The sequence below is a fragment of the Ruegeria sp. C8 genome (genome assembly GCF_056537565.1).
On record NZ_JBQFRV010000018.1, the window covers coordinates 13,187 to 39,972 of the forward strand.

27 protein-coding genes and 1 pseudogene are annotated in these 26,786 nt (G+C 52.6%); 17 read left to right on the forward strand and 11 right to left on the reverse strand.

Translation table 11 applies throughout. From position 1 onward, the window contains the following. From kce to ACR0KL_RS19190, 3 genes and pseudogenes are all read left to right on the forward strand, one after another. Entirely contained in the window at positions 1-939 is a 939-nt protein-coding gene (kce, locus tag ACR0KL_RS19180) for a 3,5-dioxohexanoate:acetyl-CoA acetone transferase (protein WP_170681643.1), read from the forward strand. A gap of 73 nt (positions 940-1,012) precedes the next feature. Further along, positions 1,013-1,957, forward strand: a complete 945-nt coding sequence (locus ACR0KL_RS19185; RefSeq protein ID WP_170681641.1) for a YHYH protein — start codon at positions 1,013-1,015, stop codon at positions 1,955-1,957. Positions 1,958-2,057: 100 nt separating this feature from the next. Then, positions 2,058-2,764: pseudogene (locus ACR0KL_RS19190) on the forward strand (IS6 family transposase). Positions 2,765-2,968: 204 nt separating this feature from the next. On the opposite strand, the gene ACR0KL_RS19195 reads toward ACR0KL_RS19190, so the two are convergent. Next, a complete protein-coding gene (locus tag ACR0KL_RS19195) occupies positions 2,969-3,652 on the reverse strand; it encodes a GntR family transcriptional regulator (protein ID WP_170642894.1) in 684 nt (227 codons plus the stop codon). A gap of 304 nt (positions 3,653-3,956) precedes the next feature. Here ACR0KL_RS19195 and ACR0KL_RS19200 point away from each other — a divergent pair, with 304 nt between their 5' ends. The 8 genes from ACR0KL_RS19200 to ACR0KL_RS19235 all read left to right on the forward strand — a co-directional run bounded on the left by ACR0KL_RS19200 (position 3,957) and on the right by ACR0KL_RS19235 (position 10,221). Further along, positions 3,957-4,928, forward strand: a complete 972-nt coding sequence (locus tag ACR0KL_RS19200) for a TRAP transporter substrate-binding protein (RefSeq protein WP_170376061.1) — start codon at positions 3,957-3,959, stop codon at positions 4,926-4,928. An 80-nt stretch (positions 4,929-5,008) separates the two neighbouring features. After that, positions 5,009-5,542: a TRAP transporter small permease gene (locus tag ACR0KL_RS19205; RefSeq protein ID WP_170474681.1), complete on the forward strand. Its 534-nt coding sequence runs from the start codon at positions 5,009-5,011 to the stop codon at positions 5,540-5,542. Between the two features lie 2 nt (positions 5,543-5,544). Beyond that, on the forward strand, positions 5,545-6,831 hold the full coding sequence (locus ACR0KL_RS19210; protein ID WP_170375920.1) for a TRAP transporter large permease: 1,287 nt from the start codon (positions 5,545-5,547) through the stop codon (positions 6,829-6,831). Positions 6,832-6,849: 18 nt separating this feature from the next. Further along, positions 6,850-7,284: a heme-binding protein gene (locus tag ACR0KL_RS19215; RefSeq protein ID WP_170474677.1), complete on the forward strand. Its 435-nt coding sequence runs from the start codon at positions 6,850-6,852 to the stop codon at positions 7,282-7,284. Positions 7,285-7,293: 9 nt separating this feature from the next. Then, the gene (locus tag ACR0KL_RS19220) at positions 7,294-8,175 is read left to right on the forward strand and encodes an NAD(P)-dependent oxidoreductase (RefSeq protein ID WP_480777399.1); all 882 of its coding nucleotides are present in this window, start codon (positions 7,294-7,296) and stop codon (positions 8,173-8,175) included. A gap of 56 nt (positions 8,176-8,231) precedes the next feature. Next, entirely contained in the window at positions 8,232-8,975 is a 744-nt protein-coding gene (locus ACR0KL_RS19225) for a glucose 1-dehydrogenase (RefSeq protein ID WP_170474672.1), read from the forward strand. Positions 8,976-8,992: 17 nt separating this feature from the next. Beyond that, positions 8,993-9,304 carry a cupin domain-containing protein gene (locus ACR0KL_RS19230; RefSeq protein WP_170474669.1) on the forward strand — a complete coding sequence of 104 codons (312 nt, stop codon included), beginning with the start codon at positions 8,993-8,995 and terminating at the stop codon, positions 9,302-9,304. Positions 9,305-9,309: 5 nt separating this feature from the next. After that, positions 9,310-10,221: a sugar kinase gene (locus ACR0KL_RS19235; protein WP_170474666.1), complete on the forward strand. Its 912-nt coding sequence runs from the start codon at positions 9,310-9,312 to the stop codon at positions 10,219-10,221. Positions 10,222-10,344: 123 nt separating this feature from the next. Here ACR0KL_RS19235 and ACR0KL_RS19240 read toward each other — a convergent pair whose 3' ends face one another. The 3 genes from ACR0KL_RS19240 to ACR0KL_RS19250 form a co-directional block, all read right to left on the reverse strand. Next, entirely contained in the window at positions 10,345-10,710 is a 366-nt protein-coding gene (locus ACR0KL_RS19240) for a GNAT family N-acetyltransferase (RefSeq protein WP_170474663.1), read from the reverse strand. A gap of 402 nt (positions 10,711-11,112) precedes the next feature. Further along, on the reverse strand, positions 11,113-11,340 hold the full coding sequence (locus ACR0KL_RS19245) for a DUF1127 domain-containing protein (RefSeq protein ID WP_170642888.1): 228 nt from the start codon (positions 11,338-11,340) through the stop codon (positions 11,113-11,115). Continuing rightward, on the reverse strand, positions 11,330-11,554 hold the full coding sequence (locus ACR0KL_RS19250; protein WP_170375908.1) for a DUF1127 domain-containing protein: 225 nt from the start codon (positions 11,552-11,554) through the stop codon (positions 11,330-11,332). The genes ACR0KL_RS19245 and ACR0KL_RS19250 overlap by 11 nt, the downstream gene beginning before the upstream one ends. A 130-nt stretch (positions 11,555-11,684) precedes the next feature. Here ACR0KL_RS19250 and ACR0KL_RS19255 point away from each other — a divergent pair, with 130 nt between their 5' ends. Next, on the forward strand, positions 11,685-12,578 hold the full coding sequence (locus ACR0KL_RS19255; protein ID WP_170662727.1) for a LysR family transcriptional regulator: 894 nt from the start codon (positions 11,685-11,687) through the stop codon (positions 12,576-12,578). A gap of 286 nt (positions 12,579-12,864) precedes the next feature. On the opposite strand, the gene yghX is transcribed toward ACR0KL_RS19255, so the two are convergent. Then, the gene (gene yghX, locus ACR0KL_RS19260) at positions 12,865-13,752 is read right to left on the reverse strand and encodes a YghX family hydrolase (RefSeq protein ID WP_170681639.1); all 888 of its coding nucleotides are present in this window, start codon (positions 13,750-13,752) and stop codon (positions 12,865-12,867) included. 90 nt (positions 13,753-13,842) lie between these two features. After that, positions 13,843-15,006 (reverse strand): aminotransferase class V-fold PLP-dependent enzyme, encoded by a 1,164-nt coding sequence (locus ACR0KL_RS19265; protein WP_170681637.1) that lies wholly within the window; start codon positions 15,004-15,006, stop codon positions 13,843-13,845. Positions 15,007-15,138: 132 nt separating this feature from the next. Here ACR0KL_RS19265 and ACR0KL_RS19270 point away from each other — a divergent pair, with 132 nt between their 5' ends. After that, entirely contained in the window at positions 15,139-18,015 is a 2,877-nt protein-coding gene (locus ACR0KL_RS19270; RefSeq protein WP_480777400.1) for an FAD-binding and (Fe-S)-binding domain-containing protein, read from the forward strand. A 9-nt stretch (positions 18,016-18,024) separates the two neighbouring features. Continuing rightward, positions 18,025-18,702 carry a GntR family transcriptional regulator gene (locus tag ACR0KL_RS19275; RefSeq protein ID WP_170681633.1) on the forward strand — a complete coding sequence of 226 codons (678 nt, stop codon included), beginning with the start codon at positions 18,025-18,027 and terminating at the stop codon, positions 18,700-18,702. A gap of 42 nt (positions 18,703-18,744) precedes the next feature. Here the strand turns inward: ACR0KL_RS19275 and ACR0KL_RS19280 are convergent, their stop codons facing one another. From ACR0KL_RS19280 to ACR0KL_RS19300, 5 genes are read right to left on the reverse strand one after another with little or no spacing between them, the layout of a single operon-like run. Further along, entirely contained in the window at positions 18,745-19,821 is a 1,077-nt protein-coding gene (locus tag ACR0KL_RS19280) for an Ldh family oxidoreductase (protein WP_170681631.1), read from the reverse strand. Beyond that, on the reverse strand, positions 19,811-20,683 hold the full coding sequence (locus ACR0KL_RS19285) for an ABC transporter permease (protein WP_170375895.1): 873 nt from the start codon (positions 20,681-20,683) through the stop codon (positions 19,811-19,813). Before ACR0KL_RS19285 ends, ACR0KL_RS19280 begins: the two co-directional genes overlap by 11 nt. Continuing rightward, on the reverse strand, positions 20,680-21,489 hold the full coding sequence (locus ACR0KL_RS19290; RefSeq protein ID WP_170467807.1) for an ABC transporter ATP-binding protein: 810 nt from the start codon (positions 21,487-21,489) through the stop codon (positions 20,680-20,682). The genes ACR0KL_RS19285 and ACR0KL_RS19290 overlap by 4 nt, the downstream gene beginning before the upstream one ends. Further along, positions 21,486-22,514 (reverse strand): ABC transporter substrate-binding protein, encoded by a 1,029-nt coding sequence (locus ACR0KL_RS19295; RefSeq protein ID WP_170681627.1) that lies wholly within the window; start codon positions 22,512-22,514, stop codon positions 21,486-21,488. The genes ACR0KL_RS19290 and ACR0KL_RS19295 overlap by 4 nt, the downstream gene beginning before the upstream one ends. A 58-nt stretch (positions 22,515-22,572) precedes the next feature. Beyond that, a complete protein-coding gene (locus ACR0KL_RS19300) occupies positions 22,573-23,487 on the reverse strand; it encodes a fumarylacetoacetate hydrolase family protein (protein WP_170681625.1) in 915 nt (304 codons plus the stop codon). A gap of 141 nt (positions 23,488-23,628) precedes the next feature. Here ACR0KL_RS19300 and ACR0KL_RS19305 point away from each other — a divergent pair, with 141 nt between their 5' ends. The 3 genes from ACR0KL_RS19305 to ACR0KL_RS19315 all read left to right on the forward strand — a co-directional run bounded on the left by ACR0KL_RS19305 (position 23,629) and on the right by ACR0KL_RS19315 (position 26,783). Further along, on the forward strand, positions 23,629-24,309 hold the full coding sequence (locus ACR0KL_RS19305) for a FadR/GntR family transcriptional regulator (RefSeq protein WP_170467803.1): 681 nt from the start codon (positions 23,629-23,631) through the stop codon (positions 24,307-24,309). A 194-nt stretch (positions 24,310-24,503) separates the two neighbouring features. Continuing rightward, entirely contained in the window at positions 24,504-25,187 is a 684-nt protein-coding gene (locus tag ACR0KL_RS19310; RefSeq protein ID WP_170681623.1) for a fumarylacetoacetate hydrolase family protein, read from the forward strand. 60 nt (positions 25,188-25,247) lie between these two features. Then, positions 25,248-26,783 carry an acyl--CoA ligase gene (locus ACR0KL_RS19315; protein WP_170681621.1) on the forward strand — a complete coding sequence of 512 codons (1,536 nt, stop codon included), beginning with the start codon at positions 25,248-25,250 and terminating at the stop codon, positions 26,781-26,783. Positions 26,784-26,786 lie beyond the last annotated feature (3 nt).

The window sequence follows — 26,786 nt, forward strand, 5'->3', positions numbered from 1 at the left end:
ATGGCCCGTCAGAAAAAGACCATCATTACATGTGCTGTAACAGGAGCGATCCACACACCAACCATGTCGGATGCGCTCCCGTACACTTACGACGACATCGCACGGCAGGCGATCGAGGCCGCCGAGGCCGGAGCGTCGATCCTACACCTCCATGCCCGCAACCCTGAGAACGGGTCGCCATCGGTCGATCCGGACGACTTCGCGCCATTCCTGCCCCGTATAAAACAGGCAACGGACGCTGTTGTGAACTTATCGACCGGCGGATCGCTGACATTGTCCATTCAGGACCGGATCAATCCGGCCAAGACTTTCAGCCCCGAGATGTGCTCGATGAATATGGGTTCGATGAACTTCTCGTTTCACCCATTGGCCAACCGGTATGGCGATGATGATTGGAAATTTGATTGGGAGAAAGATTATGTCGCGAACTCCGATCAGAATATCTTTCGCAACACATTCCGGGATATTCGCGAGGCGGCAGAAACGCTCGCGCCGCATGACATCAAGTTCGAACACGAATGCTACGATGTCGGCCACTTGTATAACCTGAAATTCTGCGTGGATATCGGGTTGTTCAAAGCACCTATTTTCATTCAGTTCATCTTTGGAATCCTCGGTGGTATCGGGCCTGAGGTTGACAACCTGATCTTCATGAAACGCACAGCAGATCGCCTGTTTGGTGATGACTACCGCTGGTCCGTTCTCGGAGCCGGCGGTGCGCAGATGTCGCTTGCTACCACTGCAAGTCAGATGGGCGGCAATCTTCGCGTTGGCCTAGAAGACAGCTTGTTCATCTCACGTGGAAAGTTGGCCGAAAGCAACGCTCAGCAAGTCGCTAAAATTCGACGTATTGTAGAAGATCTGGGCACTCAGGTCGCGACCCCAGATGAAGCAAGGGAAATCCTAGACTTAAAGGGAGGAGACCGCGTCGCCTTCTGAAGGTAGGATGACCAAAAACAACTCTCATCATTAACATTTTTTGGAATTTCCGAAAGCCCAAGGAGATTGAGCAATGCGATTGAAAGTATTGATAATCAGTGCGCTTCTGACAGGATTTATGGCCCTGCAGGCTCATGCGCAAAACGTAACCCAAGACATCACCAATCTTTTGTTCAGCAACCGGTCCGGAGACTGCGCGGATTATGCAGGAGTGTACTCCGCTTCGGTGGAAGACGTCACGCGCCAACAACGGTTTAACTCCGAAATCGAAATCTCGGCAGAAAGCCAGCACTGTACCCTCAAGACCAATGGCATTCCTAACCATGATTTCAATGGGCCTACAGCCAACTTCGCTAACAATGTACGCGAATTGCCTGGCACTTTTCGGATTCCCAGAAATCCGGAGAAGGCCAGCAACCAAACCGCGCTGTCGCAACGGAGTTATGATGCCATTTTGTTGAATGGCGTGCCGGTCGATTTGCTTTCGGCTGGGTGTTATCGCCCGAGCGGCCCGCGAGCAGACAAGAACGGCAATGTATTGGCGGGGTGTCGAGACACTGATCCATGGCTGCTTGATCCGCCGTCCTACGATCAGTATTTTGGTGTAGATCTGCACAATGCCCATGCCCAGCCCGATGGCAGGTATCACTACCATTCCAATCCAAATGCACTGTTTTTGGATCACGACCTTGATAAGCCGTCTCCAGTTATTGGTTTTGCAGCTGACGGCTTTCCGATCTACGGGACGATATTCAAAGACAGCAATGGTGCGATAAGACCTGCGATTTCCGGCTACCAACTCAAAACTACGCCTCGGCCTGCGCCGCCTAACGGGCCGGGCGGTACTCCGGACGGCACATATATAAACGACTACGAGTTCACTGGGGCTGGCGATCTAGATAAGTGCAATGGCATGACTGTGGATGGCCAGTACGGATACTATGTCACGACAAGCTACCCGTGGGTACTGAACTGTCTGGTAGGAGAACCTGATCGCTCATTCGAAAAAAGGCGGTAGATTAGTTCGGGTCTTAGGTTTGTCCAACTGCGGTTTGTCCAACGGTCTTGTCAGAAAAACATTGCTCGAGCGGGGCAAGGTGGTTGAGTAGCTTTTTCCGATGACCAGATCTGCCTTTTTCAAATACTTTAAAATAGTCCCGAAATCATTCGCCTTGCTGTGATGCTGTACATCCGTTTCCCGCTCTCGCTTCGGAATGTCGAAGATCTGCTGCATGAGCGAGGCATCGATGTGAGCTCGAAACTGTCCGAAATTGGTGGAACAGGTTTGACCCGAAGTTTGCTGCTGAGATCAGACGGAAGCGGGTGCAAAAACTGCGCGCATTCTCGAAATGGAAGTGGCACCCGGATGAGGTTTTCTTGAAGGTGAATGGCAAGCGGCATTATCTTTCGCGGGCTGTTGGCCATGAAGGCAAGGTGCTGCAAGCCGTTGTGACCAAACGCCGAAACAAGCAGGCGGTATTGAAATTCTTCAAGAAATTGATGAAACAGCCATGGCTGTTCAGAAGAGATCGTAACGGATCGCTTCGCGTCGTGTCGGGCTGCTCTCAGAGAACTAGGCGCTACCGAAAAACAGCAGACGGGCAGGTGGTTCAACAACCGCGTCGAGAACTCGCACCTTCTTTTCCGACGACGCGGACGCGCGATGCAGCGTTTCAGGCGCATGCGAAGTCTACAGAAATTCGCCTCTGTCCATTCCTCCTTGTGCAACCAATTCAACCAGGAAAGATCGCTAGCCAGCCGAGACACCTTCAAGCTGACCCGCTCCGCCACTCTTAGCTTGTGGCGTCAACTTTGTTCCAGATAGGTTCGCTGTTTCCTAGGCACACTGAAACTGGTTCGAATTCGTCTGACGGCACCCAGATCTGTATATTTTCGGAGATTTATGCTGCAAATTCCCTGATCCCCAACAACGAAAAAAAACGCTAAGAATAACGAGCATCCGGCCGGCACGATAGGCACTTTGTCGGCGCCGGATATTGAATGAAGTTAGCGGTACGAGTTTCCGAACTTATTCAAAGTACTCGGGATGGCGTTCATGAATAAACGCGATAGTGTCGTCGAGGCGGGATAAGTGTTTTCTGACTGCGTTTTGCGCTTTTGACAGATCCCGCGAGGCAAGCCCATTTGCGATCTCATAGTGGTCTTCCAAAATGGAATTCGCCTCGCGATCTTTCTCAAGACCAAGCATACAGAGACGATCTACTTTTTGTTTGCATTCCAGCATAACTTCGAACGCTAACGGGTTGCCGCCAAGGACGTAGATTAGTTTGTGAAAATCGTAATCGAGCGCGTGAAAGGCAGATAGATCCCCTTGCGTCAGAGCATTCTCCTGAAGGGCTAAGTTTTCGCTTAGCTTCGCATCCCGATCTGAATCCCAAGTCTCAACCGCCATGTAAACTATTTCAAGTTCGACGGCCCTTCGCACCAAACGAGCAAGCTCTAGGCGATCCATTGAAAAGCCGCGCACCTCGGTTGCTTTTTGAGGTCGGATAAGTAGCAAATCCTCATTTCCAAGCCTGGTGAAGGCGTTGCGAACAGGTTGGCGAGATACGCCGAATCGACGTGCGACTTCCGTCTCGGACAATTTTGTACCGGGAAGAATTTCGAGCGAAACGATCTGATCGTGCAGTGTTTCGTAGACGGCATCAGTGGTTGTTCGGGTTCTAATTCCGTCCACGATTTTTTCTTTCATCCTCTGATTCATAATCCTGCCACCACGATCTGATGGGTGGTTAAGGCACTGTTTTATATATCAAAAAGCCATACTTCGTACGTATTTCAGCAAGGCTTTTTCGGTTAATATCAAAGAGCCTGTAACCATTGAAGTCAAGGCCGTCACATGTTTCAAACGAGTTGTTGACACAACTTGGATACTAGTGTCCTTATGAGTGCAGCAGTGATTCCGGCTCTGGGAGGAAGCAGGAAGTTTTGCGACTTTCATCCTCCAGACGACACCTTTTGGCCTGTTGCTGCTCAGAAAAAACGGGAGGAGACCCATGACTTCTACGAAATCGCTTTTTGCAGCAGTAACCGTTGCACTGATCGCCTCTTCAGCATCGGCTGAAAGCTGGCGCGCTTGGAACATTCACAATGACGGCCACCCCAATACGGCGGCGATGGACAAATTTGCTGAGCTTGTTGACACAGCCACAGATGGTGAAGTCACGGTAGATGTTTTCCACGGCGGCGTTCTTGGCTCGCAGCCCGATGCGCTGGAGCAAGTGCGAATTGGAGCCATCGAGGTTGGCAACTTCAACCTTGGCCCGATTGGTCCGATGGTCAAAGAGGCAAACCTTGTATCGCTTCCATTCATCTTCAAAAGTGTGCCGCACATGTTCCGCGTGATGGAAGGTGAAGCTGGTGCGGTCGTTGCCGAAGCGATGGGTGAGGCTGGAGTTCTTCCCCTTGCATATTTTGATGCTGGAGCCAGGTCATTCTACAGCCAGAAACCAATCAACTCTCCAGCCGATGTGGAAGGCCTGAAGATCCGAGTTATGAACAACGATCTCTACACTTCGATGATTTCGGCTATGGGTGGAAATCCGTCTCCAATGGCTTTTTCGGAAGTACAACAGGCACTGAAAACAGGCGTTGTTGATGGGGCGGAGAACAACTTCCCGTCGTTCAAAAACGTCGGCCATTACGAAGTGACGTCGCACTATTCGCTGTCTGAGCATTTGATCATCCCCGAGTGCATCTGTGTGAATACAGCCAAGTTCAACGCGCTTAGCCCCGAACTACAAGAAGCTGTACGTAGTGCGGCACAAGAAGCGGCTCTGTATCAGCGCGAACTGTGGGCTGTTGGATCTGAGCAAGCGCGCTCTGACGTTGAAGCGGCTGGCATCACAGTCAACGAAATCGCAGACAAGGGTCCCTTCCAGTCCGCGATGGACGTAGTCTATGCCGACTACCTAGCTGCCAACCCAGATATGAAAGCGTTGGTCGAGATGGCTCAGGCCACTGAGTGATTTGCCAAAGCGAATACAGTTAAGCGCGTCCGGTTTCCTTCAAAGAAGCCGGACTCGTAAAACCAAAAAAAGGGGGCGGCATGCAAGTTTCAGGCAAGACATCAGAGTTTCTACGGAGGATGGATTTCTTCCTCGACCTGCTCGCCCGCCTTTGTACCGTGTTGGCCGGCGTCGCCATCGTGACTATGACCGCCATCTTCGCGTGGCTGGTCTTTGGCCGGTACGTCCTCAATGACACGCCCACCTGGGTTGAACAGGTATCACTTTTACTTGTCATGGTTATTGCCTTCCTCGGCGCAGCAGCCGGAGTGCACAACCATACCCACCTCTCTGTTGTTCTTTTTCGGGGCATGATGTCGCCGAAAGTACGAACAGTCTTTGTCTGCATCACAGATATGCTGCTAGCCGGATTTGGCGCGATGATGTTCTGGTATGGGCTTGAATTGACCGAATTCAAATGGGGCACGTTGATCCCGCTTATTCAATGGCCCGAGGGCCTGAGATCCCTGCCTATGACAATTAGCGGAGCATTGGTCCTTCTGTTTTCCATCGGTCATCTGATCCGCCTGTTTCTGGGCGAGGATGCGCGTCAAGACAGTATAGATCAGGGTTAATCATGGGACTTGCAGTTCTTCTCGGGGTCTTTGCCCTTTCCGTCATCATCGGCACTCCGGTCGCCTACGCACTCGGGATTTCTGCCTTGGCTGCGTTTTGGTATGAAGGCTTGCCCTTGTTCGTCGGCTTTCAACGAATAGTCGCAGGAATCAACGTTTTTTCGCTTATGGCGATCCCGTTTTTCATTTTCGCTGGAGAGCTGATGTTTCATGGCGGGATAGCCGTTAGATTGGTCAGGTTCGCGCAAGCTGCTGTGGGTGCCGTGCGCGGCGGGCTTGGCATTGTAAACGTGTTTTCCTCCATGCTTTTTGGCGGGATTTCAGGTTCGGCGATCGCGGACATCTCCGCGCTGGGCTCAATTCTCATCCCCGTTATGAAAGACAAGGGATACGATGCTGACTATGCGGTGAATGTGACAGTGACGTCTTCTATCGCCGGGATCATCATTCCACCCAGTCACAATATGATCATCTTTGCTCTTGCAACGGGTGGTGTGGTGTCAATTTCCAAGCTGTTCTTGGCGGGCGTGGTCCCCGGCATCCTGATGTGCTGTTGCTTGGCAATTGCCGCATATGTGGTCGCAGTAAAGCGCGGCTATCAGGCTGAACGGTTTCCAGGATGGACGGCGCTGGCGTACGCGTTTATTGGCTCCATCCCCGGCTTGCTGACTGCCGTCATTATCGTCGGAGGTGTCCTATCAGGCATCTTTACTGTAACAGAGTCCGGTGCATTCGGGGCTATGTATGCCTTTGTTGTCACGCTGATCGTCTACCGCAGCCTGTCATGGGATGCCTTTAAGACGGCTGTAATTTCCTCAGTGCGCACAACGTCGATGGTCATGATCCTGATCGCCTGTGCCGGGGCCTTCGCGTACATGCTGACCTACAACCGCGTACCAACCAAAACGGTCGAGTTCCTTTTGGGTATAACCGAGAACCCGATCCTGATTTTGCTGATGATCAATGCCGTTCTTTTGCTGCTTGGCATGATTATGGATATGGCAGCTTTGATCCTCATCTGCACGCCGATCTTCTTACCGGTGATGAATATGCTGGGGATTGATCCGCTGCAATTTGGCATGATCCTTCTGGTGAACCTTGGTCTGGGGCTTTGCACGCCTCCGGTCGGGACCTGCCTGTTTGTAGGCTGTGCGGTTGGCCAGTTGCCGATGGAAAAAGCCATTAGAACGATCTGGCCTTTCTACCTTGCGATCTTCGCAGCGCTGATGCTGATCACCTTCGTTCCTGCCATCTCGCTCACACTTCCCACTCTCCTAATCGGCCCATAAAGCCCAAAGGATGCCGCTATGCTGAATATCAAACGATTGGACATTGAAGAGGCGCGACGGCTGATCGCGGTCGCTAGGCTCAAAGCCGAAGATATCGGGGTGCCTATGTGCATCGCTGTTACCGATGAGAGTGGTATACTCATCGCATTTGAGCGAATGGATGGCGCCAAGATTACCAGCGTCAATCTGGCGATCGACAAGGCTTATACCGCATGCGGCATCAAAAAGAGCACGCAAGCCTTGGGTGCAGTCAGTCAACCGGGAATGCCAGCGCATGGCATCTCCTCGGCCTTAGGCGGACGTATGGTGACCGTTGCCGGCGGTCTTCCTGTGCTTGCTGGTTCTGATGTCGTCGGCGGCATTGGTGTTAGCTCAGGCTCGCCTGCGCAAGATCATGACGTCGCCCAAGCTGGGGCCGATGTCTTTTCCAAAATGAAAAACCCAAACGCTTAGGAGGCGCATATGTCGAATCCAAAAATCGGTTTCATTGGCCTAGGCCAAATGGGCAGCAAGATGGTTGAATGCCTCCAAAAAAATGGTTTTGATCTTGTGGTCATGGGCCGCAACAAAACGGCGGTTGCCCAAACCGTTGCGCGCGGAGCGGTCGAGGTGAGCACCCCTAGGGAACTCGCCGCGGCCAGTGATATCGTCATGCTCTGCGTGACAACATCCGACGTGGTCGAAAGCCTGATCTACGGCGAGAATGGTATTCTCGCCGGGATCAAAGAAGGCGCGGTGGTCATAGATTTCGGCACGTCCATTCCAGCGTCAACAAAGAAAATTGGCGCGGACCTTGCGACAAAAGGGGCTGGGATGCTCGACGCGCCGTTGGGGCGTTCACCTTTGCACGCTAAGGACGGTTTGCTGAACATCATGGCAGCGGGCGATATCGAAACGTTTGAAAAGGTCAAACCTGTGCTCGATGTGCAGGGCGAGAACGTGTTCCATCTCGGTGCGCTCGGCGCGGGACATACGACCAAGCTGATCAACAATTTCATGGGTATGACAACAGCGTGTACCATGAGCCAGGCATTTGCAGTTGCAAAACAAGCGGGCATCGATGGCCAGCAGCTTTTTGAGATCATGTCTGCGGGCCCGTCCAATTCTCCATTTATGCAATTTTGCAAGAATTACGCCGTCGATGGCGTAAGTGATCTTGGGTTTTCGATCAGCAATGCCAACAAGGACATCGCCTACTTCGTTCAGATGATTACTGACATTGGAACGCGCTCCGAAATCGCTGAAGGCACTTCCGCAAATCTTCAAACGGCGCTTGATGCAGGGATGGGCGAAGGCAATGTACCCGAAATCTACGACATGTTCGTCAAACGCGGTGCAGCTTAGGCGACCCACAATGGCACACGACAACTTTCAAAGCTGAGCAAAGATGAGGGATGCCCATGAAACTCGCTGGAAAATCGGCAATTGTAACTGGAGCCGGCCGCGATATCGGTGCAGCAGTCGCTCTCAAGCTTGCCTCCGAGGGCGCAAACGTCGCAATAAACTATTTTGCCAGCAGCGCAGGCGCTGAGGACGTTGTGGCCAAAATCAAAGCAAATGGCGGGACCGCAATCGCGCTTCAAGGAGACCTAACGCAGAAAAGCGACGTTGACGCATTGGTGGCGCGATCTCTCGCGGAATTCGGCAGTATTGACGTTTTGGTCAATAACGCGGGCGGTTTGGTTGCCCGCAAAACAGTTGCAGAGTCCTCACTTGAACATTGGAAGTATGTGATGGACTTGAATCTGACCAGCAACTTCATGATGACGAACGCCTGTTTGGCTCATATGAAAAGCGGTGCGATTGTCAACTTGGCAAGCCAAGCTGCTCGCGATGGCGGCGGCCCCGGCTCAGTTCCCTATGCGACCTCAAAGGGCGCGATCATGACGCTGACGCGGGGTTTGGCCAAAGAACTGGGCCCTGATATTAGGGTCAATGGGCTGTGCCCTGGGATGATTGATACCGATTTTCATAATATCCACACACCGGACGCAGGACGTCGCGGCTTTGAAGCCGCTGCGCCAATGAAACGTCAGGGCACCATTGAGGATGTCGCAAACCTTGTCCTATTCCTAGCCTGCGACGACAGTGCTTTCATTACAGGAGCTAATGTCGATCTGAATGGTGGAATGCTTTTCTCATAGTGTAGCGGAGGTACACCTTGCCTAAATTTCCAGTTGTCTCGACAGGAGAGAATGTCACACGGCAAGTTCTCTCTGATCATCCCAATCTCATGGTTGTTGCCTTTCGGTTCAGCAAAGCAGGTGCGATAGGCGCGTTGCACAGCCATCCGCATGTCCAGTCAACATATGTCGAAAGTGGCCGGTTCCGATTCACTTTGGGCGAAAGTGATCAAGAGTTCGGGCCAGGAGACAGTTTTGTCATTCCGTCAGATCAAACCCACGGATGTGTTTGCCTGGAACCAGGAAAGCTCGTGGATAGCTTCACTCCGCGGCGCGACGATTTTTTGTAGAACCCATGCGTATATTAGCAATCGGCGAGTGCATGGCGGAACTTGCTCCCCTGGGTGGTCCAGGGGAGTTCAAGATCGGGTATGCTGGTGATACGTTCAACACGGCTTGGTATTTGGCGAAAATATCACCGAATACAGAGGTCGCTTATTTCACGACAGTTGGTGATGACAAACTGTCTCGCGAAATGCGAGCTTTTATTGACAGAACAGGTATCGATACCTCTCACATTTGCGAAATTTCGGATGGAACCGTGGGTCTCTATATGATCCACCTTACCAACGGCGAACGCAGTTTTTCCTATTGGCGCAACAGCTCTGCAGCCAAACGGCTTGCTGACGACCCAGATGCGCTTGGCCGTGCTATCGAAAAAGCGGATTTGATCTATTACTCAGGAATTACGCTGGGAATTCTTGGTCGTCAATCGCGTGAAATTCTACTTGGTGCTCTCCAAAGGGGTCGCGATGTAGGGAAAACCGTAGCTTTCGATACGAACATCAGACCCAAACTTTGGTCAAGTACCGAAGAAATGAAGCGTTCAATCATGCGCGCTGCTGAGCTCTCGGATATCGTGTTGCCGTCTTTTGACGATGAAAGCGCGTGGTTTAATGACGACTGTCCGACCGCGACTCTTGAACGATATGCAAGACTTGGTGTGGAGCGGGTCGTCGTAAAGAACGGCGAGCATTCTGTGGTTTATCAAGATGGGAATTTTAGAGGGGAGGTGCCTACTAAGCCGGAAACTTCCGCTATTGATACAACAGCCGCTGGTGACAGCTTCAACGCTGGCGTTTTGCTCAGCGTATTGGAGAAAAGTGATTTCCGCGCGGGAATATCGTTGGGCTGCCAATTGGCCAGCTACGTGATCCAAGCCAAAGGAGCGCTAGTTCCTGTCGATGCACTGCGTGTTACAGCTTGAGGCGGTAAATCCCGACTTGTGTTTAAGGTGGAATATGCGCGTCGCACGGCCACTATCTGAAGAAAGGCAACTTTAACACTGAAACAATAAAGGCACTAGAAAAGGTCATTCGCTAAAGTCCAATCAAACGACCGCAATACGCAGTGTGCCATTGGTCGTCATAGTAAAAAGCAGATGTGAGTGTGCCCTAGCTTCAGCGATAATCTCAATGGCAATTGACGCGGGCGTCGGCCAGTTGAGGTGCAAGATTGCTTCAACAATATCCGCGTAGGCTACAAACTGCGCGTTATGTTTCGCCGCAAGATAGCGCATGTGGCGGTTTTCCTTCAGGCACATCATTTGGATAGTCCGGACGCCTCTGTTCTGCGCCATCGCGTACATCTGTTGAATCAAAGCGTCGCCAATCCCAAGGCCTCGGCACTCGGCTTCGACAGAGAATGCAGCCTCTGGCTTTGATGGCCATGAATGAAAGAGGCCGCGCAGTTCCACAAGGCCCCTCAATTGTCCTCAGACAAACGCCCCACAAGCGATACTGTCATACCGAAGGATGTTCTGTGCGTAGCTCAAGACGTAATTGGCGTTGACGACTCCACAAATCCGTGCTCGCCGCGTTTCGATATCTAACTACAGAAAATGATTGCAGATGTCACTTTGATCGCCAGAACGGAGACGACGAACGATCGGGTCTTGTAGTGCTCTCATGACTTTCAGTTTTCGCGTTTCCTGTTTGGCAGGTTGGTATGGGCCAGCATTTTCGGGAGGAGGTGAAAATGCTGGCCCTTTGCGATGGCGCTCCCCGTTGGCTTTTTCGCCGCCGCTTATGCTGGCTTACTCTGGGAGGAGCGAGGACCAGCAAACTTGTGTAATCTTCTGACCTGAAGGCCCACTTCTCTATTCGTCAGCCATTAGTTTTTCGGCATATTCCGGGATCTCAGATCGCGAAATTCCGATCTGAGCGAGTTGGTAGTCACTCATATTCGAAAGCGCAGAGAGCATCCGGGCCATTTTCAGTGCTTTCAAAGCAGCTTTAGTCGTGGATCTGATCCACACCAAGAATGCGATTGATTGGGCGATCGCGTGATCGCGATACGTAGCAGGGGCTTGGGTGTTAACAGCCATAGGCGGCCTCCAACGCAAGATTTTTGATGCTGCTTCTCGAGATACCCAAATCTATTAAGTCACGGTCAGATAACACCGAGAGTTCATAGTAAGTTTCGCGATAAACCCTGCGTTTGGCCTGTGCCTTGCGTATCGTGTCCAGCTTTTGATGAAAGAACGTGCGGCCAGCTTCGAAAACGACATCCAGCGCGCTGTTTGATCGTGTAATTGCCATGATATTGCCTCGTCCGTTGCTGCAATGCAGTATTTATGCTGCAATGCAGAGATAAGGGCATTTGGTAGCGCTCACAACTCGCCATTTTGGCAAAGGCCCCATGCCATATTGGAACAGCAAAGGTCATGACATGGACATTTCTGCGCAAATGCTAATCTTTGCGACGGTTGTCGAGCAGGGCAGTATTTCTGCGGCTGCAAGATCAATGGGGCAAACCCCATCAGCAGTAAGTAAGCAGATCGGGTTACTTGAAGATCAGGTGCACTACCGACTTCTGAATCGTACCAGAACGGGTGTCTCTCCAACGCGGGAAGGCCAAGATTTCTATGAAAAATGCAAAGCGATGGCTGACAAATTCAATGAAGCCAAAGCGATGATCCACAGCTTTGACGGTGTCCCACGCGGAGAACTCAGGATCGCATCCACTGTTGCATTCGGTAAGTCCCAACTGATTCCTGCTCTGCCAGAGTTCATGAAAGAGAACCCTCAGGTTCAAATGTCTTTGGATTTGACCGACCGAGAAATTGATCTTCGGAGTGAAGGCTTCGATGCGGCGATCTGCTTTGCGGAACAACGCAAGAATCCAGATATGGTCATCAGGCGCGTTATGCAGAGTCGAAGGGTACTATGTGCCTCACCTGAATACCTTGCGCGTTGTGGAACACCGTCGAATTTTGCCGAATTGGCTGAGCACAATTGCTTGAGAGTTGCTGGGAGAAGCCAGCGGAACGCTTGGAACAGCATCGAACCGAACGCAGGCGAAAAATTTGAAGCAACGGGCAGCTTTGAGGGGAACAGCACCGATGTCGTCTTTAGAGCCGCTCTGGCTGGTATCGGGATCGCACGGCTGCCCTGCTATATGGCAAACAGGAAGTTTCTCTCCGGCGAACTTGTCCATGTCATGCCGGAGTATGCACCTCCCAGCACGGATATCGTCGTAATGTTTGCCGAAAGGCGGAATCTGGCACCAAAAACGCGCGCGTTTGTGGATTATCTCGCGCGGCGGTTTCGGGATACCGAATAGAACCAAAGGAACGGCTAACCACGCATAAAAGTGATAATACTTTTGACCCGCAGATGAGCTGAACACTTAACGATGGATCGCTTCACCTAAAACCGTTGCGACAGTATCCTTCCATCGTTTCGACACGTTAAAAAAGTTAATAGTAGGCATAGCGGGCCGACACCTTGTCGCAGAATTTCTAACTCCAAAGTTCAAGTTTCCGGGGCTTCCAAGGGCTTGGCCAAGATGGGCCGAGGATTTCAACGAAAGGATATCAACGCATGACTGGCTTGGTAGCTTGTACCAATTAATTCAGATAGGTTTTGAACCAATCAATTGTGCGGTCCCAGGCTAGGTTTGCCATTTCCTCATCATAGCGTGGCGTACTGTCGTTATGAAAACCGTGGTTGGCGTTTTCGTATATATATGCCTCGTATACTTTGTCGTTGGCCTGAAGAGCAGCTTCAAAATCCGGCCACCCTGCGTTGATGCGCTCATCAAGCTCTCCCATTTGAATCAGTAGTGGCGCCTGAATTTTAGCCACATCCTCAGCTGCCGGCTGGCGACCATAGAACGGCACGCCCGCTGCCAATTCCGGATAGGCCACAGCAATTGCGCTGACTACGCCGCCACCGTAGCAGAAACCCACTGCGCCGACCTTTCCAGTACTGTCATCTCGGTTCAGTAGGTATTCAAATCCATTGAAGAAATCGTTCATCAACTCGACCCGGTCCACTGTCTTTTGCAGTTCGCGCCCATCTGCGTCGTTGCCGGGGTATCCTCCCACCGATGTCAGGCCGTCTGGAGCCAGAGCCATAAACCCGGCTTTCGCCAATCTGCGCGCGACATCTTCGATGTACGGGTTAAGGCCGCGGTTTTCGTGGACTACCAGCACCGCGGGCAGGGGCTCTTCAACGCCTGCGGGCCGGACCAGGTAGCCCCGCACGTCACCGGTTCCATTTGGTGAGGGATAGGTGATGTAGTCTGCATGGATATCGGGATCGTTAAATGACACCTGCTGTGCTAGGGCATAGTTCGGACTAAGCATTTTCAGCAACGCGACCGCTGACAAACCGCCAACCGCAAATTTGCTGGCGCGGTCCAGAAATTGGCGTTTAGTGATTTTGCCGTGCGCATAAAAGTCATACAGATCAAGAAGTTCCTGGTCGAAGTCTTTTGCCGTCATACGGGTCATGGTGAAGCTCCTAAAGAGTTTGGTGATCCGGAGGTTTGGTAATTTCCAGTCAATGGGACTCGGTTGCGCTATTGGAGGCTCAGATTGGATTTACGCGGCCTTGAGATGCTCCAAGGCAGCCTGCGTGCCACCTGCTGTATGAGGCACGCCGCTCTTGGCGAGACCCATTTCTACGCCTGACAGTGTGGCCATCAACATCAGGTCGTTGAAATCGCCCAAGTGACCTATGCGGAAAACCTTGTCGGCTACTTTGGACAGGCCATTTCCAAGTGAGATATCATAGTGCTCTAGCGTAGTTGCGCGAAATACATCAGCAGAATGTCCTTCAGGTACTTTAACAGCGGTCAGTACGCCCGACTCCTGACCTTGGCGAGCACACAATACCTCAAGCCCCCATGCTTGCACCGCAGCCCGCGTCGCGGCGCCATGGCGGGAATGCCGTGCGAACACGTTCTCCAGCCCCTCTTCGTGCAACATATCGATGGCCTCATTTAGTCCATAGAGGAGATTGGTACCGGGCGTATAAGGGAAGAACCCTTTCTGGTTGGGTTCGATCATATCATGCCAATCCCAATAACTTCGTGGCATACTCACGGATTTTGAATGTTCCAGTGCACGGTCGCTTACAGCGTTAAAGCTCAGTCCAGGCGGTAGCATCAGTCCTTTTTGCGAACCAGAGACACAGACATCAACGCCCCAGTCGTCGAACCTAAAATCGATCGACCCTAGGCCAGAAATGGAATCAACAATGAGGAGCGCAGGGTGCTTTGCCGCATCTATAGCTCTGCGCACTTCCTCAATCGACGAGACTGACCCAGTAGAAGTTTCATTGTGGACGACGCATACCGCCTTGATCGCGTGCTGACTATCTTCGCGCAGGCGGTCTTCGATCTGATTAGGATCCGCACCGCCACGCCAATCTCCTTCAATCAGTTCTGGCTGCAATCCCAGTTTTCCTGCCAAGTTGCACCACATGAAGGCGAAATGTCCTGTTTCGAACATGAGAACTTTTTCGCCTGGCGACACACTGTTCACAAGTGCTGCTTCCCATGCACCGGTGCCGGATGAGGGGTAAATAAAGACGTTCTTCTTTGTCTTGAAAATGGTTTTTATCCCACTGAGGGCCTTGTTCCCTACTTCAGCAAAATCGGGCCCACGGTGATCAATGGTCTGTGTGCTGATGGCCTTTAGGATGCGCTCTGGCACAGCACTTGGCCCTGGAATCTGTAAAAAGTGCCTGCCCGCCTGACGCATTTGAAACGATCCTTATGCTGGTGCCAAAAGAGTGGTGCTATTAATAATTGCAAAAGTTAATTATGAATTCATTATTCAGTCAATGGGCAAGTAGAGCCTGAATGGGCTTACTGGGAATGGAAGGCGAACCTGATGGTAAAGAATGGATCGTTGTACCGCCGACTGTTGTCTGATGTGCGGGGAGAGGTGATGTCAGATCCGGCGTCGCTTGCTCGGTACTCGACCGATGCCTCAATCTATCAGATGATACCTGACGCTGTTGTGATCCCCCTATCCAAAGAAGATGTGAAAGCCGTGATGTCTGTCGCGCGGGGCGAAGGATTTTCGGTCCTTCCTCGCGGTGGCGGCACGTCGCAATGCGGGCAAACGGTCAATCAGGGTGTTGTGCTGGACAACACAAAATACTTGAATCGTATTCTAGACATAGACGTTGAGAAACGTATTGCGCGCGTTCAGCCAGGTGTTGTGTTGGATCAATTGAACGACGCGTTGAAGAAGCATGGCCTTTGGTTTCCCGTGGATCCCTCAACAGCGTCTCGTTGCACTCTTGGGGGGATGGCAGCAAACAATTCTTCAGGCGGGAAGTCTCTGCGGTACGGGATCATGCGAGATAACGTCCGTGCAATAAACGCAATTCTTGTTGACGGAAGCGAAGCGCGGTTCAGCGCTGAAACGCCCGCGTCTAGCGATTATGCGGATCTTGTTGGCGACATGCGCGCACTTGGGCGTCGTGAGGCGTCTGAAATTGACGCCCGTTTTCCCAAGGTCCAGCGCCGTGTGGGCGGGTACAATATCGACGCGCTCGTCGGCAGCGACATCAACATGTCCCATTTGTTGGTGGGGTCAGAAGGCACGCTGGCTTATTTCACTGAATTGGAATTGAACTTGGCACAGTTACCGGGTGAGAAAGTTACTGGCGTGTGCCATTTCTCGACATTTCGTGCTGCAATGGAGGCCACCCAGCACATCGTGACGCTCAATCCTCAGGCGGTAGAATTGATCGACGAGACAATGATCGCGTTGGGGCGCGATATTCCATTGTTTCGCGACACTATAGAGGCCTTTGTAACAGGCAAACCCGAAGCCCTGCTACTAGTAGAATTCGCCGAGGGCAACGCTGAGGACAATGCCGCAAAACTGGTTAAGCTTTCCCAACTAATCGGAGATCTCGGCTTGTCTTTTACCGGAACGAAAAACCGGTGGGGTGGAGTTGTTTCAATTACAGACGCCAAGCTACAGAATTCTATCGCCGAGTACCGGAAATCCGGCTTGAATGTCATGATGTCGATGAAGGAGGCAGGCAAGCCGATATCCTTCGTTGAAGATTGCGCTGTTCCGTTGACCGACCTCGCCGATTACACCGCGGGCCTAAACGAAATATTCGCCCGGCATGGCACCAAGGGGACATGGTACGCGCACGCCTCCGTCGGGTGCCTACATGTTCGTCCTGTCCTAAATATGCGGCAGGACAAAGACGTCAGCACAATGCGGGCGATTGCCGAAGAAACATTTGATCTGGTTAAGCGATACAAGGGCTCTCATTCAGGTGAACACGGTGACGGGATCGTACGTTCTGAATTTCATGAAAAAATGTTCGGTCAGCGTATTATTTCCGCCTTTGAAGAGGTTAAGAACCGGTTTGACCCAATCGGGATGCTCAATCCTGGAAAGATTGTGCATGCGCCCTCAATGGATGATCGCCGTCTATTCCGCTACAGCCAAAATTATTCAGTCCCGGATTTCGATGCAGCGCTGGATTGGTCAGCTTGGCCGGGTACCGGAGGAGGATTTCAGGGTGCCGTTGAGATGTGCAATAACAACGGTGCGTGCCGCAAGCTAAAGGGCGGAGCTATGTGCCCTTCGTTCCGTGCCACCCGAAACGAGCGTGATTCCACGCGTGGGCGTGCAAACACTTTGCGTTTCGTGATCAGCGGGCAGTTGCCGGGCGGTTTGGAATCCGACGCAATGCTGGACGCGATGAAGTACTGCGTATCCTGTAAGGCGTGCGCTCGGGAGTGCCCGACTGGCGTCGACATGGCGCAAATGAAGATCGAAGTACTGTCAGCGAAACGTAAAAAAGATGGGCTGACACTGGCAGATAAATTGATAGCTTACCTGCCCAGATATGCACCAAAAGCTGCAAAAGTCGCGTGGCTTATGAATATTCGAAACAAAATTGGACCCTTGCGCAAGCTTTTGGAAATCCCGACCGGTATTGCCGCGCGACGTGATCTTCCAGAATGGTCTTCCGTTCCGTTCCGAGATGACGAGGCCCAAGATAGTGATCCGCAGGTTCTTCTGTTTGCAGATGTATTCAACCGTTATTTCGAGCCTGACAATCTGCGCGCCGCAGTCCGGGTCCTGCGTGTGCTAGGGCTGCGTGTCGCCGTAGCACGGGATAACCACACTAAAAGAGTGTTGGATTGCGGGCGTACCTTGTTGGCTGTGGGTTGTGTGGAAGAAGCGCGACACGAGGCTCAGCGCGTGATTGACGCGACACGAGATATGGTTGCCAAAGGCATACCTGTCGTCGGACTTGAACCTTCCTCTATCCTCACTTTTCGGGACGAGTATTTGGCTCTTTGCCCGGGACCGCAAACGGAGATGTTGGCGAAGGCCACACATACAATTGAGGAATTTCTGGCTGAACAGCCGAGATTGCCTTTGAAACCGATAGATCGACCGATCTACGTCCATGGACATTGTCATCAGAAGGCACATGACGTCGTCACGCCTATGCTCAATCTCCTGAAGCGTATTCCAGAGGCGCAGATTAACATGATCGAAAGCAGTTGTTGTGGTATGGCTGGCGCGTTTGGATATGCCCCGGAAACTGTCGATGTCTCGATCGAGATGGCAAAGCTAGAGCTATTTCCAGCTTTGGACGCGGCACCAGTGAATGCAATTGTTGTGGCAGATGGGACATCATGTCGGCACCAAATCACCGAGGGTACCCGACGGCAGCCCATGCATGTCGCTCGCTTGTTGGAAATGGTACTTGATGATTAGGACGTGGTTATGAATCTAACGGATGGCATCAAGCGCACAACACTACATGAAGAACTGGTCGAACGTCTGCGCAACCTGATTGTCGAAGATGTTCTGAAGCCGGGAGAGAAAGTGCCTGAGAGACAGCTCTGCGACTCGTTGGGGGTCTCAAGGACACCATTGCGGGAAGCCCTAAAGGTGCTTGCATCAGAAGGCTTTGTGGTACTCCAAGCCAACCGAGGTGCGCGCGTTGCCAGTGTCACGCGAGAAGAATTGGAGAATACGTTTCCAGTTCTTGCGACGCTTGAGCAACTGGCAGGAGAGTTGTCGTGTCAGAGCATGAACTCCACGGAAATTAAACAGATTGAATGTCGCCACGCCGATATGTTGAAAGCCTATAGGTCACGTGATCGACAGGCGTATTTCAAAGCCAATCAGGACATCCATCAGGCACTGATACGTGGCGCGCGAAACGACATTCTTGAAACCCACCACAAGCTGTTGGCGGCGCGGGTCCGCCGTGCACGTTTTGTGGCCAATCTGTCAGACGAACGCTGGGCGCAGGCAATTCGCGAACATGAAGCTATGATGGAGTTGCTTAAGGCTCGCGATGCAGATGGGCTTGGCAAAACCATGAAGGTACACATGATGAACAAGCTTTCGGCTCTTGTGAAGGCGCTTGAGGCCGAGAATGAGGCGTTTCGCTGACTTCTGTTCCAAAGCGCTTACAAACTTTTCACGGATCGACCGCTAGTCAGTGCTGAGATTTGGAAATGGGGGAGTCAGCCCACAGTCCATGGCTAGTTTGTTGAGATCACGACAAAGAGCGGGGTTAAGCCTTACACCGTCTTTACGACGGGCTTCAGCTGCGGCCGTTTTGCCGTCTCCGGGCAAGCGCACCGGGTCATGACCGGGCAGTGGGGCTGATGCGCGCATTTCGGAAAAGACGCGGGCGGCGTTGGAAGCAAAGTCTTTTTCCATCCCAAACGCTGCCGGATTAAGCGCCATTACGAATTGCCCTGTGTTTGTGGATGAGGTCGTGTCTGAGGTAAAGTTGACCACGTCTGAGCCGAAGGCCGCGCCGTTCAAGACCCCGGCCATTAATCCGATAGCTACAGAAAGACCGAATCCTTTTGGACCGCCGATCGGCAAAAGAAATCCTTCTGACTTGCGGGCAGGGTCCGTCAATGGGTTTCCATCGCGCCCGACCATCCAACCCTCAGGCATAGGCTTACCTTGCTGCAACAGTGTCTTGATCTTGCCCATAGCGGCAACAGTCGTCGCCATATCAAAAACGAATGGATCAGGGCCATCGGCAGGCGCAGAGAAAGCGATAGGATTGGTGCCAAGAAGCAGGTCGCTTCCGCCATAGGGCGGAACGTGGTTCGCACTGCCAACCGCTGCGGCCATGCCAAGCATCCCGGCCTCGGCTTGTGGACGCACGTATAGTGCGAGTGGTCCTGCATGGTTGCCACGTCGAACACCGACCCATCCGATGCCGACCTCTCTCGCCTTTTCTATTGCAAGATCCCGAGCCGCCGACATAGCTAAATGACCAAGTCCGTCATCTCCGTCGATCAAAGCGGTTGCAACAGTCTCATGTTCTACCGTGATTTTTGCCGTAGGATTAGAACCGCCGCCCGCCAACCGGGCAAGGTACTGGCGCAGGCGAAATACACCGTGTGTCCCGTAACCATAGATGTCGGCCTCCACCATCGTCGAGGCCACCTGAACAGCGTCCGCTTTTGGCACACCTCGCGTTTCGAGTGCGCTCGCCACAAACTCACGCAGGGCCTTGCAGTGTATTTTCACAGGTTCAGAAGTCATCTCTGCCGACCTGCTCTTTATGCCAGAACACGAGTTTACGCTGTGTCCAAACCACCGTTGCAAAAACGGCCAGGCCGACGAGGCTGAGATACAGGATCAACGAGAACACCCGAGGTGTATTGAGCTGCGAGGCTGCAACACGTATCAGCTCACCAAATCCCTTTCCGCCGCCCAGGAACTCTCCTGTAATTGCACCTGCCATCACGCCAACTGCACCGATCTTGAGACCGGTGAATATCTGCGGCAGGCCAGTTGGCAGCTTCATCTTGATCAATGTCTGCATCCGGCTCGCGCCCATCGTCTTGAACAACATGCGCGCGTTTTCGTCGGCGGCGTGAAGCCCAGCGGCTGTTCCAACCACAATTGGGAATGTCGCAATAAATGCAGCAAGTGCCACCTTGGATTCAATGCCGAACCCCAGCCACGCCACAAACAGCGGGGCGAACGCGACTTTTGGCATAGTGTCGATGGCCACGAGGTAAGGCATCACTGCTTTTTCGCCAAATGCGGTTTCCCCGACTAGCACGCCCAGCGAAAAACCGATCGCGATCGCCAAGGCAAAGCCATAGATGACCTCCTTGAAAGTGATCCAAAGCGCACCCAGCATGTAACCTCCGGTCAAAAGGTTTTGTCCGACGAAAATCATGTCCCTAAGGGTCTCCATCGGGGTGGGCAGGATGATCGGCGATACAAGCCCCAAGCTTGTCACAATCTGCCAAGTGCCTACGAAAACGACGAAAACAAACGTCATCGCAATCCAACGGGGAACCGAGTCGATAAAGTGAACTTTCTGCTCCCAAACAGTGTCTTCTGCGGGGTCAGCGTCCTTTACGGAAGGCGAGTAGTCCTGAACTTGGCTCACATTTCTTCTCCCTTATCCAGGAGGCTGCGAATGTAGTCTACAATAGCGCCGAACTTAGGAGTCGTCATCATATCGAGCGTGCGCGGGCGAGGCAGGTCGACTTCAACAATTTCAGCAATCCTGCCTGGACGTGGCTTCAACACGACGATTTCATCGGACAAAATCACCGCCTCTTGAATGGAGTGCGTCACAAGAAACGCGGTCGCTTCCTGTTCCCGGCAAATCCGCTGCAACTCCATATTCATCATGTCGCGCGACAGCTCGTCGAGAGCGCTGAACGGTTCGTCCAACAAAAGCACGGCTGGTTCGGTTATCAGCATTCGACAGATCGACGCGCGTTGTGCCATCCCGCCCGACAATTCGTTCGGATATACGTTTTCAAAACCTTTCAAGCCTACGACATCTAAAAGTTCGTGAGCCTTTGCCATGGCTTGTTTGGCTGCTGCCTTTCCATCGCGGATCTCGATCGGCAGAACAATGTTTTCCACAGCTGTTTTCCATGGGAAAAGTGTCGCTTGCTGGAACATCATACCGATATCACGGCGGGTCCCAGTGACCGGCAACCCCTGAAGGATCACACGTCCTTTAGTTGGCGGGATCAGACCCGCCATGATCTTGAGCAGAGTTGACTTGCCGCACCCGCTGGACCCGATGACAGATGTGAAGCTTCCTTTCCGAAGCGTCAGATTAATGTCTTCGAGAGCGACCACTAGATTGCGCGCATAAGTCTTGCTTACGTGTGTCAACTCGTAGACCGGCGTGCCCAAGGGCGCGCCGGAAAACTCATGAGTGACTTCAGCGTTCATTTACTGACAGCCTCGTTGCCAATGGCAGCAAACTCATTGGTCCACGCAGCGCTCAGGTCATCAAGTGGTCCCGGAATTTCGCCGCCTGCGACCAGCGCGTCTTGCCATTCTTGCCAGACTTCGGCGGGATACCATCCCAGACCATTGCTTGGATCCGCCGCTATGGTTTTTGAACGCACGGCATCGAAAAGTGCCGACTGGAACTCCTTGTCTTCGCCTTCCTGCGGATTGCCGTCGGCCAGGTGCTTTAACACGGCTTCGCGGTTGGCATCATCGAGCGCAAAGGCATGGCCACGAGCGAATGCGCGGCTCCAGGCCTCGACCAGTTCTCGATCATTGGCGATTGTGTCAGCCATAGTGGCGATGCCGTTCCCGAAGAAACGCCCAAATTCTGCCGGCGTAATGTCGCGCACTGCCATTCCGCGCTGGTTCAGAATTGCCGTGTCAGCTGTCGATGCGGAATATGCGTCGATTTCACCGTTCAGGAAAGCCGCAGTCGCCGGGCCACCGTCGCCAACAGTCAGGAAAGTGAAGTCTTCACCCTCTTTCATGCCTGCTCCGGTCATCACATTACGTGCAAAGCCGACTTCCGCGCCATCAGCCGTACCCGTTCCGATAACTTTACCTCGAAGCTCTTCGACACTTTGGATGTCAGAGTCTTCTGGCACGGCGATGCCGAAGTTGCTGCGTGCTGCAACGTTGTAGATATGTACTGCGTCCACATCCCGCGATCGCGCTGCAATTAGGGGACCAGGTCCGGGGCGACCGAAATGCGCTTGCCCTGCAGACAAAGCCTGAAGCACGGCTCCTGAACCGTTGATCGCCTCGACGGTCACGTCCAAACCTTCGTCTGCGAAGTAACCTTCTCCAATGGCGACAAAAACAGGAAATGAGTTGATCGCCGATGGGCTCGGTTGCACAAAAGTGATTTTACGCAAGTCCTGCGCAAAACCTTTCGTTCCTATTGCTCCCGCTACCGGAACTGCCGAAAGCAAGGACGCTGTGAAAGTCCTTCTGTTCATCATTTTAGTCTTCCTCCCTTGCATGGTTGGCTTCCAGCAGCTTCAGAGATGCAGGAGCCACTTACACGGCGCGCACGGTATTCCTGAGCGTGCCAATTTCTGAAATTTCACAAACCACCGTGTCCCCGTCTTTCAGGAACTGAGGCGGGTCCATTGCGTATCCGACGCCTGACGGCGTGCCGGTCGCGAGTACGTCCCCCGGTTCTAGGGTCAGGCCTTCTGACAGGGATGCGATCAGCGTCGGAATGTCGAAAATCATGTCCGACGTAGTTCCGTTTTGGCGCTGTTCGCCATTGACGGTTATTCCAATTGACAAAGACTGCGGATCGCTGACCGCATCAGCAGTCACTATCCAGGGACCCAATGGGCAAGACCCATCTAAACCTTTGCCTTTGAAATACTGCCCACCATGTCGGCGTTGGATGTCACGTGCGGTGATGTCGTTGAGGATCGTATAGCCGTATACGTGGTCATATGCGTCAGACTTGGCTATGTTTCGCCCCGGTTTTCCAATCACAACTGCCAGTTCCACTTCGTAGTCGATGGCTTGTGAGACCGATGGGAAAATCAGAATGTTTGCCTCTGGTGCCACAATCGAGGTTGGCGGTTTTGTAAAGAAAACTGGATGCTCTGTTACACCAATTTTTTGATTTTGTGCCCGTTCGCCCTCGGCGATGTGTTCAGCGTAATTTCGCCCTACACAAAACACGTTCTTACTCGGACTGGGAATTGGCGCTAGAAACGGCGCGCCATCCCTAACCAGTGCGTCCTTTAGACTACCTGATTCAGCCGATGAAACGAGGGATCTCAAAACTCCAAGCGTATCTTCTCCACCCGCGATCAATTGCTGCATTGAACCGGCGTTCAGCGTTTTGCCAATCATCTGCGCTGCGCGCAAAATGTCCAACTTGCTGCCATCTTCAAGTATTGCCACGCAAACGGCTTGGCCCTCTACGGAAACAGTTGCTAACCGCACTCGGCACTCCTCCCTCGTGCTTATTTCAAGCCGTAGTCACGGACCCTGTCCTGCGACTCGTTTCTTGCTTTCCTCTTGCCCTTGAGTTTTTTCCGACTTGGCGTTTCAATCAATCAACCAATCACTAAATTGGGTGGAGATATGAGCGCACCAACCGAACTCGCGCACCGTGTACGCGACCTAATTAACAATGCGGGATACAGGCATAACGACAGGCTCCCACCTGAACGTGAGTTGTGTTCAAAACTTGGGACAACTCGCAATCAGTTGCGAAGAGCGTTGGCAGAGCTCGAGGCCCAGGGACTGATCTGGCGTCATGTCGGGCGGGGAACATTTGTTGGTTCCAGGCCGGTTCTCAACCTCACCGACGTAACTTACTTGGGCAATCAAATTAAACCTGAACAGGTTGTGTCGGTACGATTTACGATCGAACCGCAGCTTAGCCGGCTGGCGGCACTCCATTCCACTCGTTCCGACCGTGAGCAAATGAGGCTTTGCGCTGACAAATGTCGCACGGCGGAAGACTGGCGCACCTACGAAGCGTGGGACAACAATTTGCACTACGCCATAGCCCGCTCTACTCGAAACCAACTTTTTCTATACTTTTTCGAAACTTTGAATTCGGTCCGTAGGTCGATTGTTTGGGGGCAACCACGCGAAACCCTTAAGCCCGCTGAAAATTACTCCAGTTTTCGGGAGCATGATGCGATCGTATCCGCCATTGCAAAGGGCGACGCTGAACTTGCTGCCAGTGCCATGGTGGATCACCTGAAATCCGTTTATTCGCGCGTACTACCCAAAAGCATGCAATCTGACGGCTGATGTAGAATACGCGCCCAACCAATTCTACAAATGGTCGGGCTGCAACGAGGTTGGGGCTCTTGCATACTCACCCCAATTTTGGCGATGACTTCATAAGAAGCCGCGTTTGATCGTATCTGGCGTGGCATCGATCGGAAGGTCTCTGGCCGTTTGGAAATCCGATCATTGGCAATTATACGCTGAGGAGGAAAGCGATGTCCGGTCATGTCATTCCCGCGCCGCAGGTGCATACTATACCCGTAGCGGGGGGCGGCACATTCCCAGTGCGTCGCGTTTATTGCATCGGCCGAAACTACGCCGCACATGCAATTGAAATGGGTCATGACCCTAACCGGGAACCTCCGTTTTTCTTTCAGAAGAATCCTAACAATCTGGATTCCTCGGGTGAATTCCCGTACCCACCGCACAGTTCCGACGTGCACCACGAAGCAGAAATGCTCATTGCGCTCAAGTCCGGCGGTACGAATATCTCGGTGGACGATGCATTGGATCATGTCTTTGGATATGGTCTCTCGCTTGATATGACCCGACGCGACCTGCAGGGGCAGATGAAAAAAATGGGCCGTCCTTGGGAAATTGGTAAAGCGTTTGAACGCTCTGCGCCATGCGGGCCTATTCACAAGGCATCAGAAGTTGGGCATCTCGACCATGGTCCAATTACTTTGACGGTGAATGGTGACGTTCGGCAAGAGGGTGATTTGAACCAGATGATCTGGAAGGTCCCAGAGATGATCTCCTACCTGAGCGACTACTTTGAGCTCGCTGCCGGAGACGTCATCCTTTCTGGAACACCTTCTGGCGTTGGCCCTGTGAACCGTGGCGATGTTATGGTTCTGGCCGTCGACAAACTGGGTAGCATAACGGTCAACGTAACTTAGCAAGTACTACAACAAACCCTCTCCGCGAATTAGGCCAATGCTTTTGTGAACGGATCCCGGATGCCCCATCTAGTCGCTGAATTGATTGCTCCCCATTCCGGCACTGCAAATGCTATCGGTGCTCCCGGCCGATCTTGGTTGAACTACCGTGGGCTCCGCGAGCTTTGCGCAAAGGTCAAAGCGGATCTCTACCAGATCGGAGTAGGTCGTGGAGATCGAGTTGCGATCGTTTTGCCCAACGGCCCAGAGATGGCGACGGCTTTCATATCCGTTGCCCAAGTGGCTACGACGGCACCTCTGAACCCTGCCTACACTTATGAAGAGTACGTATTTTACCTAAAGGACCTGCGGGCTAAGGCACTTCTTGTAAGTGAAAACGAAGACGGACCTGCGGTAAAAGCGGCAACGGACCTCGGCATCGCTATATTGCGGGCGTCTTCCGATAGCTTCCAAAAGGCCGGGCAGTTTTCGATTTTGTCCCGCGACCCAATTGGAGTCGCTGATACCTCTGCGCCGCGTGAAGATGATGTTGCCCTGATACTCCACACTTCGGGAACAACGTCGCGCCCAAAGATCGTCCCTCTGACGCAGGCAAATATCTACGCATCTGCGAGAAATGTGGCTTCGTCTTTGAAACTGACAATCGATGATCGTTGTCTAAGCATCATGCCGCTGTTCCATATCCATGGGCTGATCGCAGCAGTCGCGGCTTCTTTAGGCGCCGGATCGCAAATTAGCTGCGCCCCTGGGTTCAACGCTCTAAGCTTTTTTTCGCAGGTCGCTGAAGTTGATCCGACTTGGTATACGGCAGTTCCGACGATGCACCAAGCTATTCTGACCCGAGCTGCACGAAACCAATCAATCATTGATCAATCGCAGTTACGCTTTCTTCGATCTTCCTCTGCTTCGTTGCCCGCACCAGTTATGGAAGAGTTGGTTGCAACATTTAGTGCGCCCGTCATCGAAGCCTACGGCATGACAGAGGCCGCGCACCAAATGTGTTGCAACCCGCTTCCTCCGCAAAAGCAAAAGCCCGGATCTGTTGGAATAGCTGCAGGACCCGAAGTCAGGATTGCACACGAAACGGAAGATGTGTTGATCGCTTCGCGGGATGTCGGAGAAATCGTTATCAGCGGTCCAAACGTGACACCGGGATACGAAAGCAACCCGCAGGCAAATGCAGACAATTTCTTTGAAGCGGATGGAAAGCTTTGGTTTCGTACCGGTGATCAAGGGTCGTTCGACGAAGAGAATTACCTGCGGCTGACCGGACGCCTTAAAGAGCTGATAAATCGCGGTGGAGAAAAAATCAGCCCGCTCGAAGTCGATGCCGTGCTTCTGAGCCACCCGGACGTTGCTCAGGCAGTTTGTTTTGCCGTCCCACACGAAAAACTGGGCGAGGATATCGCGGCGGCGGTGGTACTGTCCGAGGGCGCGGCGATCGCGGGTACAGAGGTCCGGGATTTTGTCGGCGAACGGCTCGCAAAATTCAAGGTGCCGACATCAGTGGTCATTCTCGAAGAGATTCCAAAAGGCGCGACTGGTAAGATACAACGGATTGGGCTGGCCGCTAAACTGGGGCTGACAAGGGCTTAGACA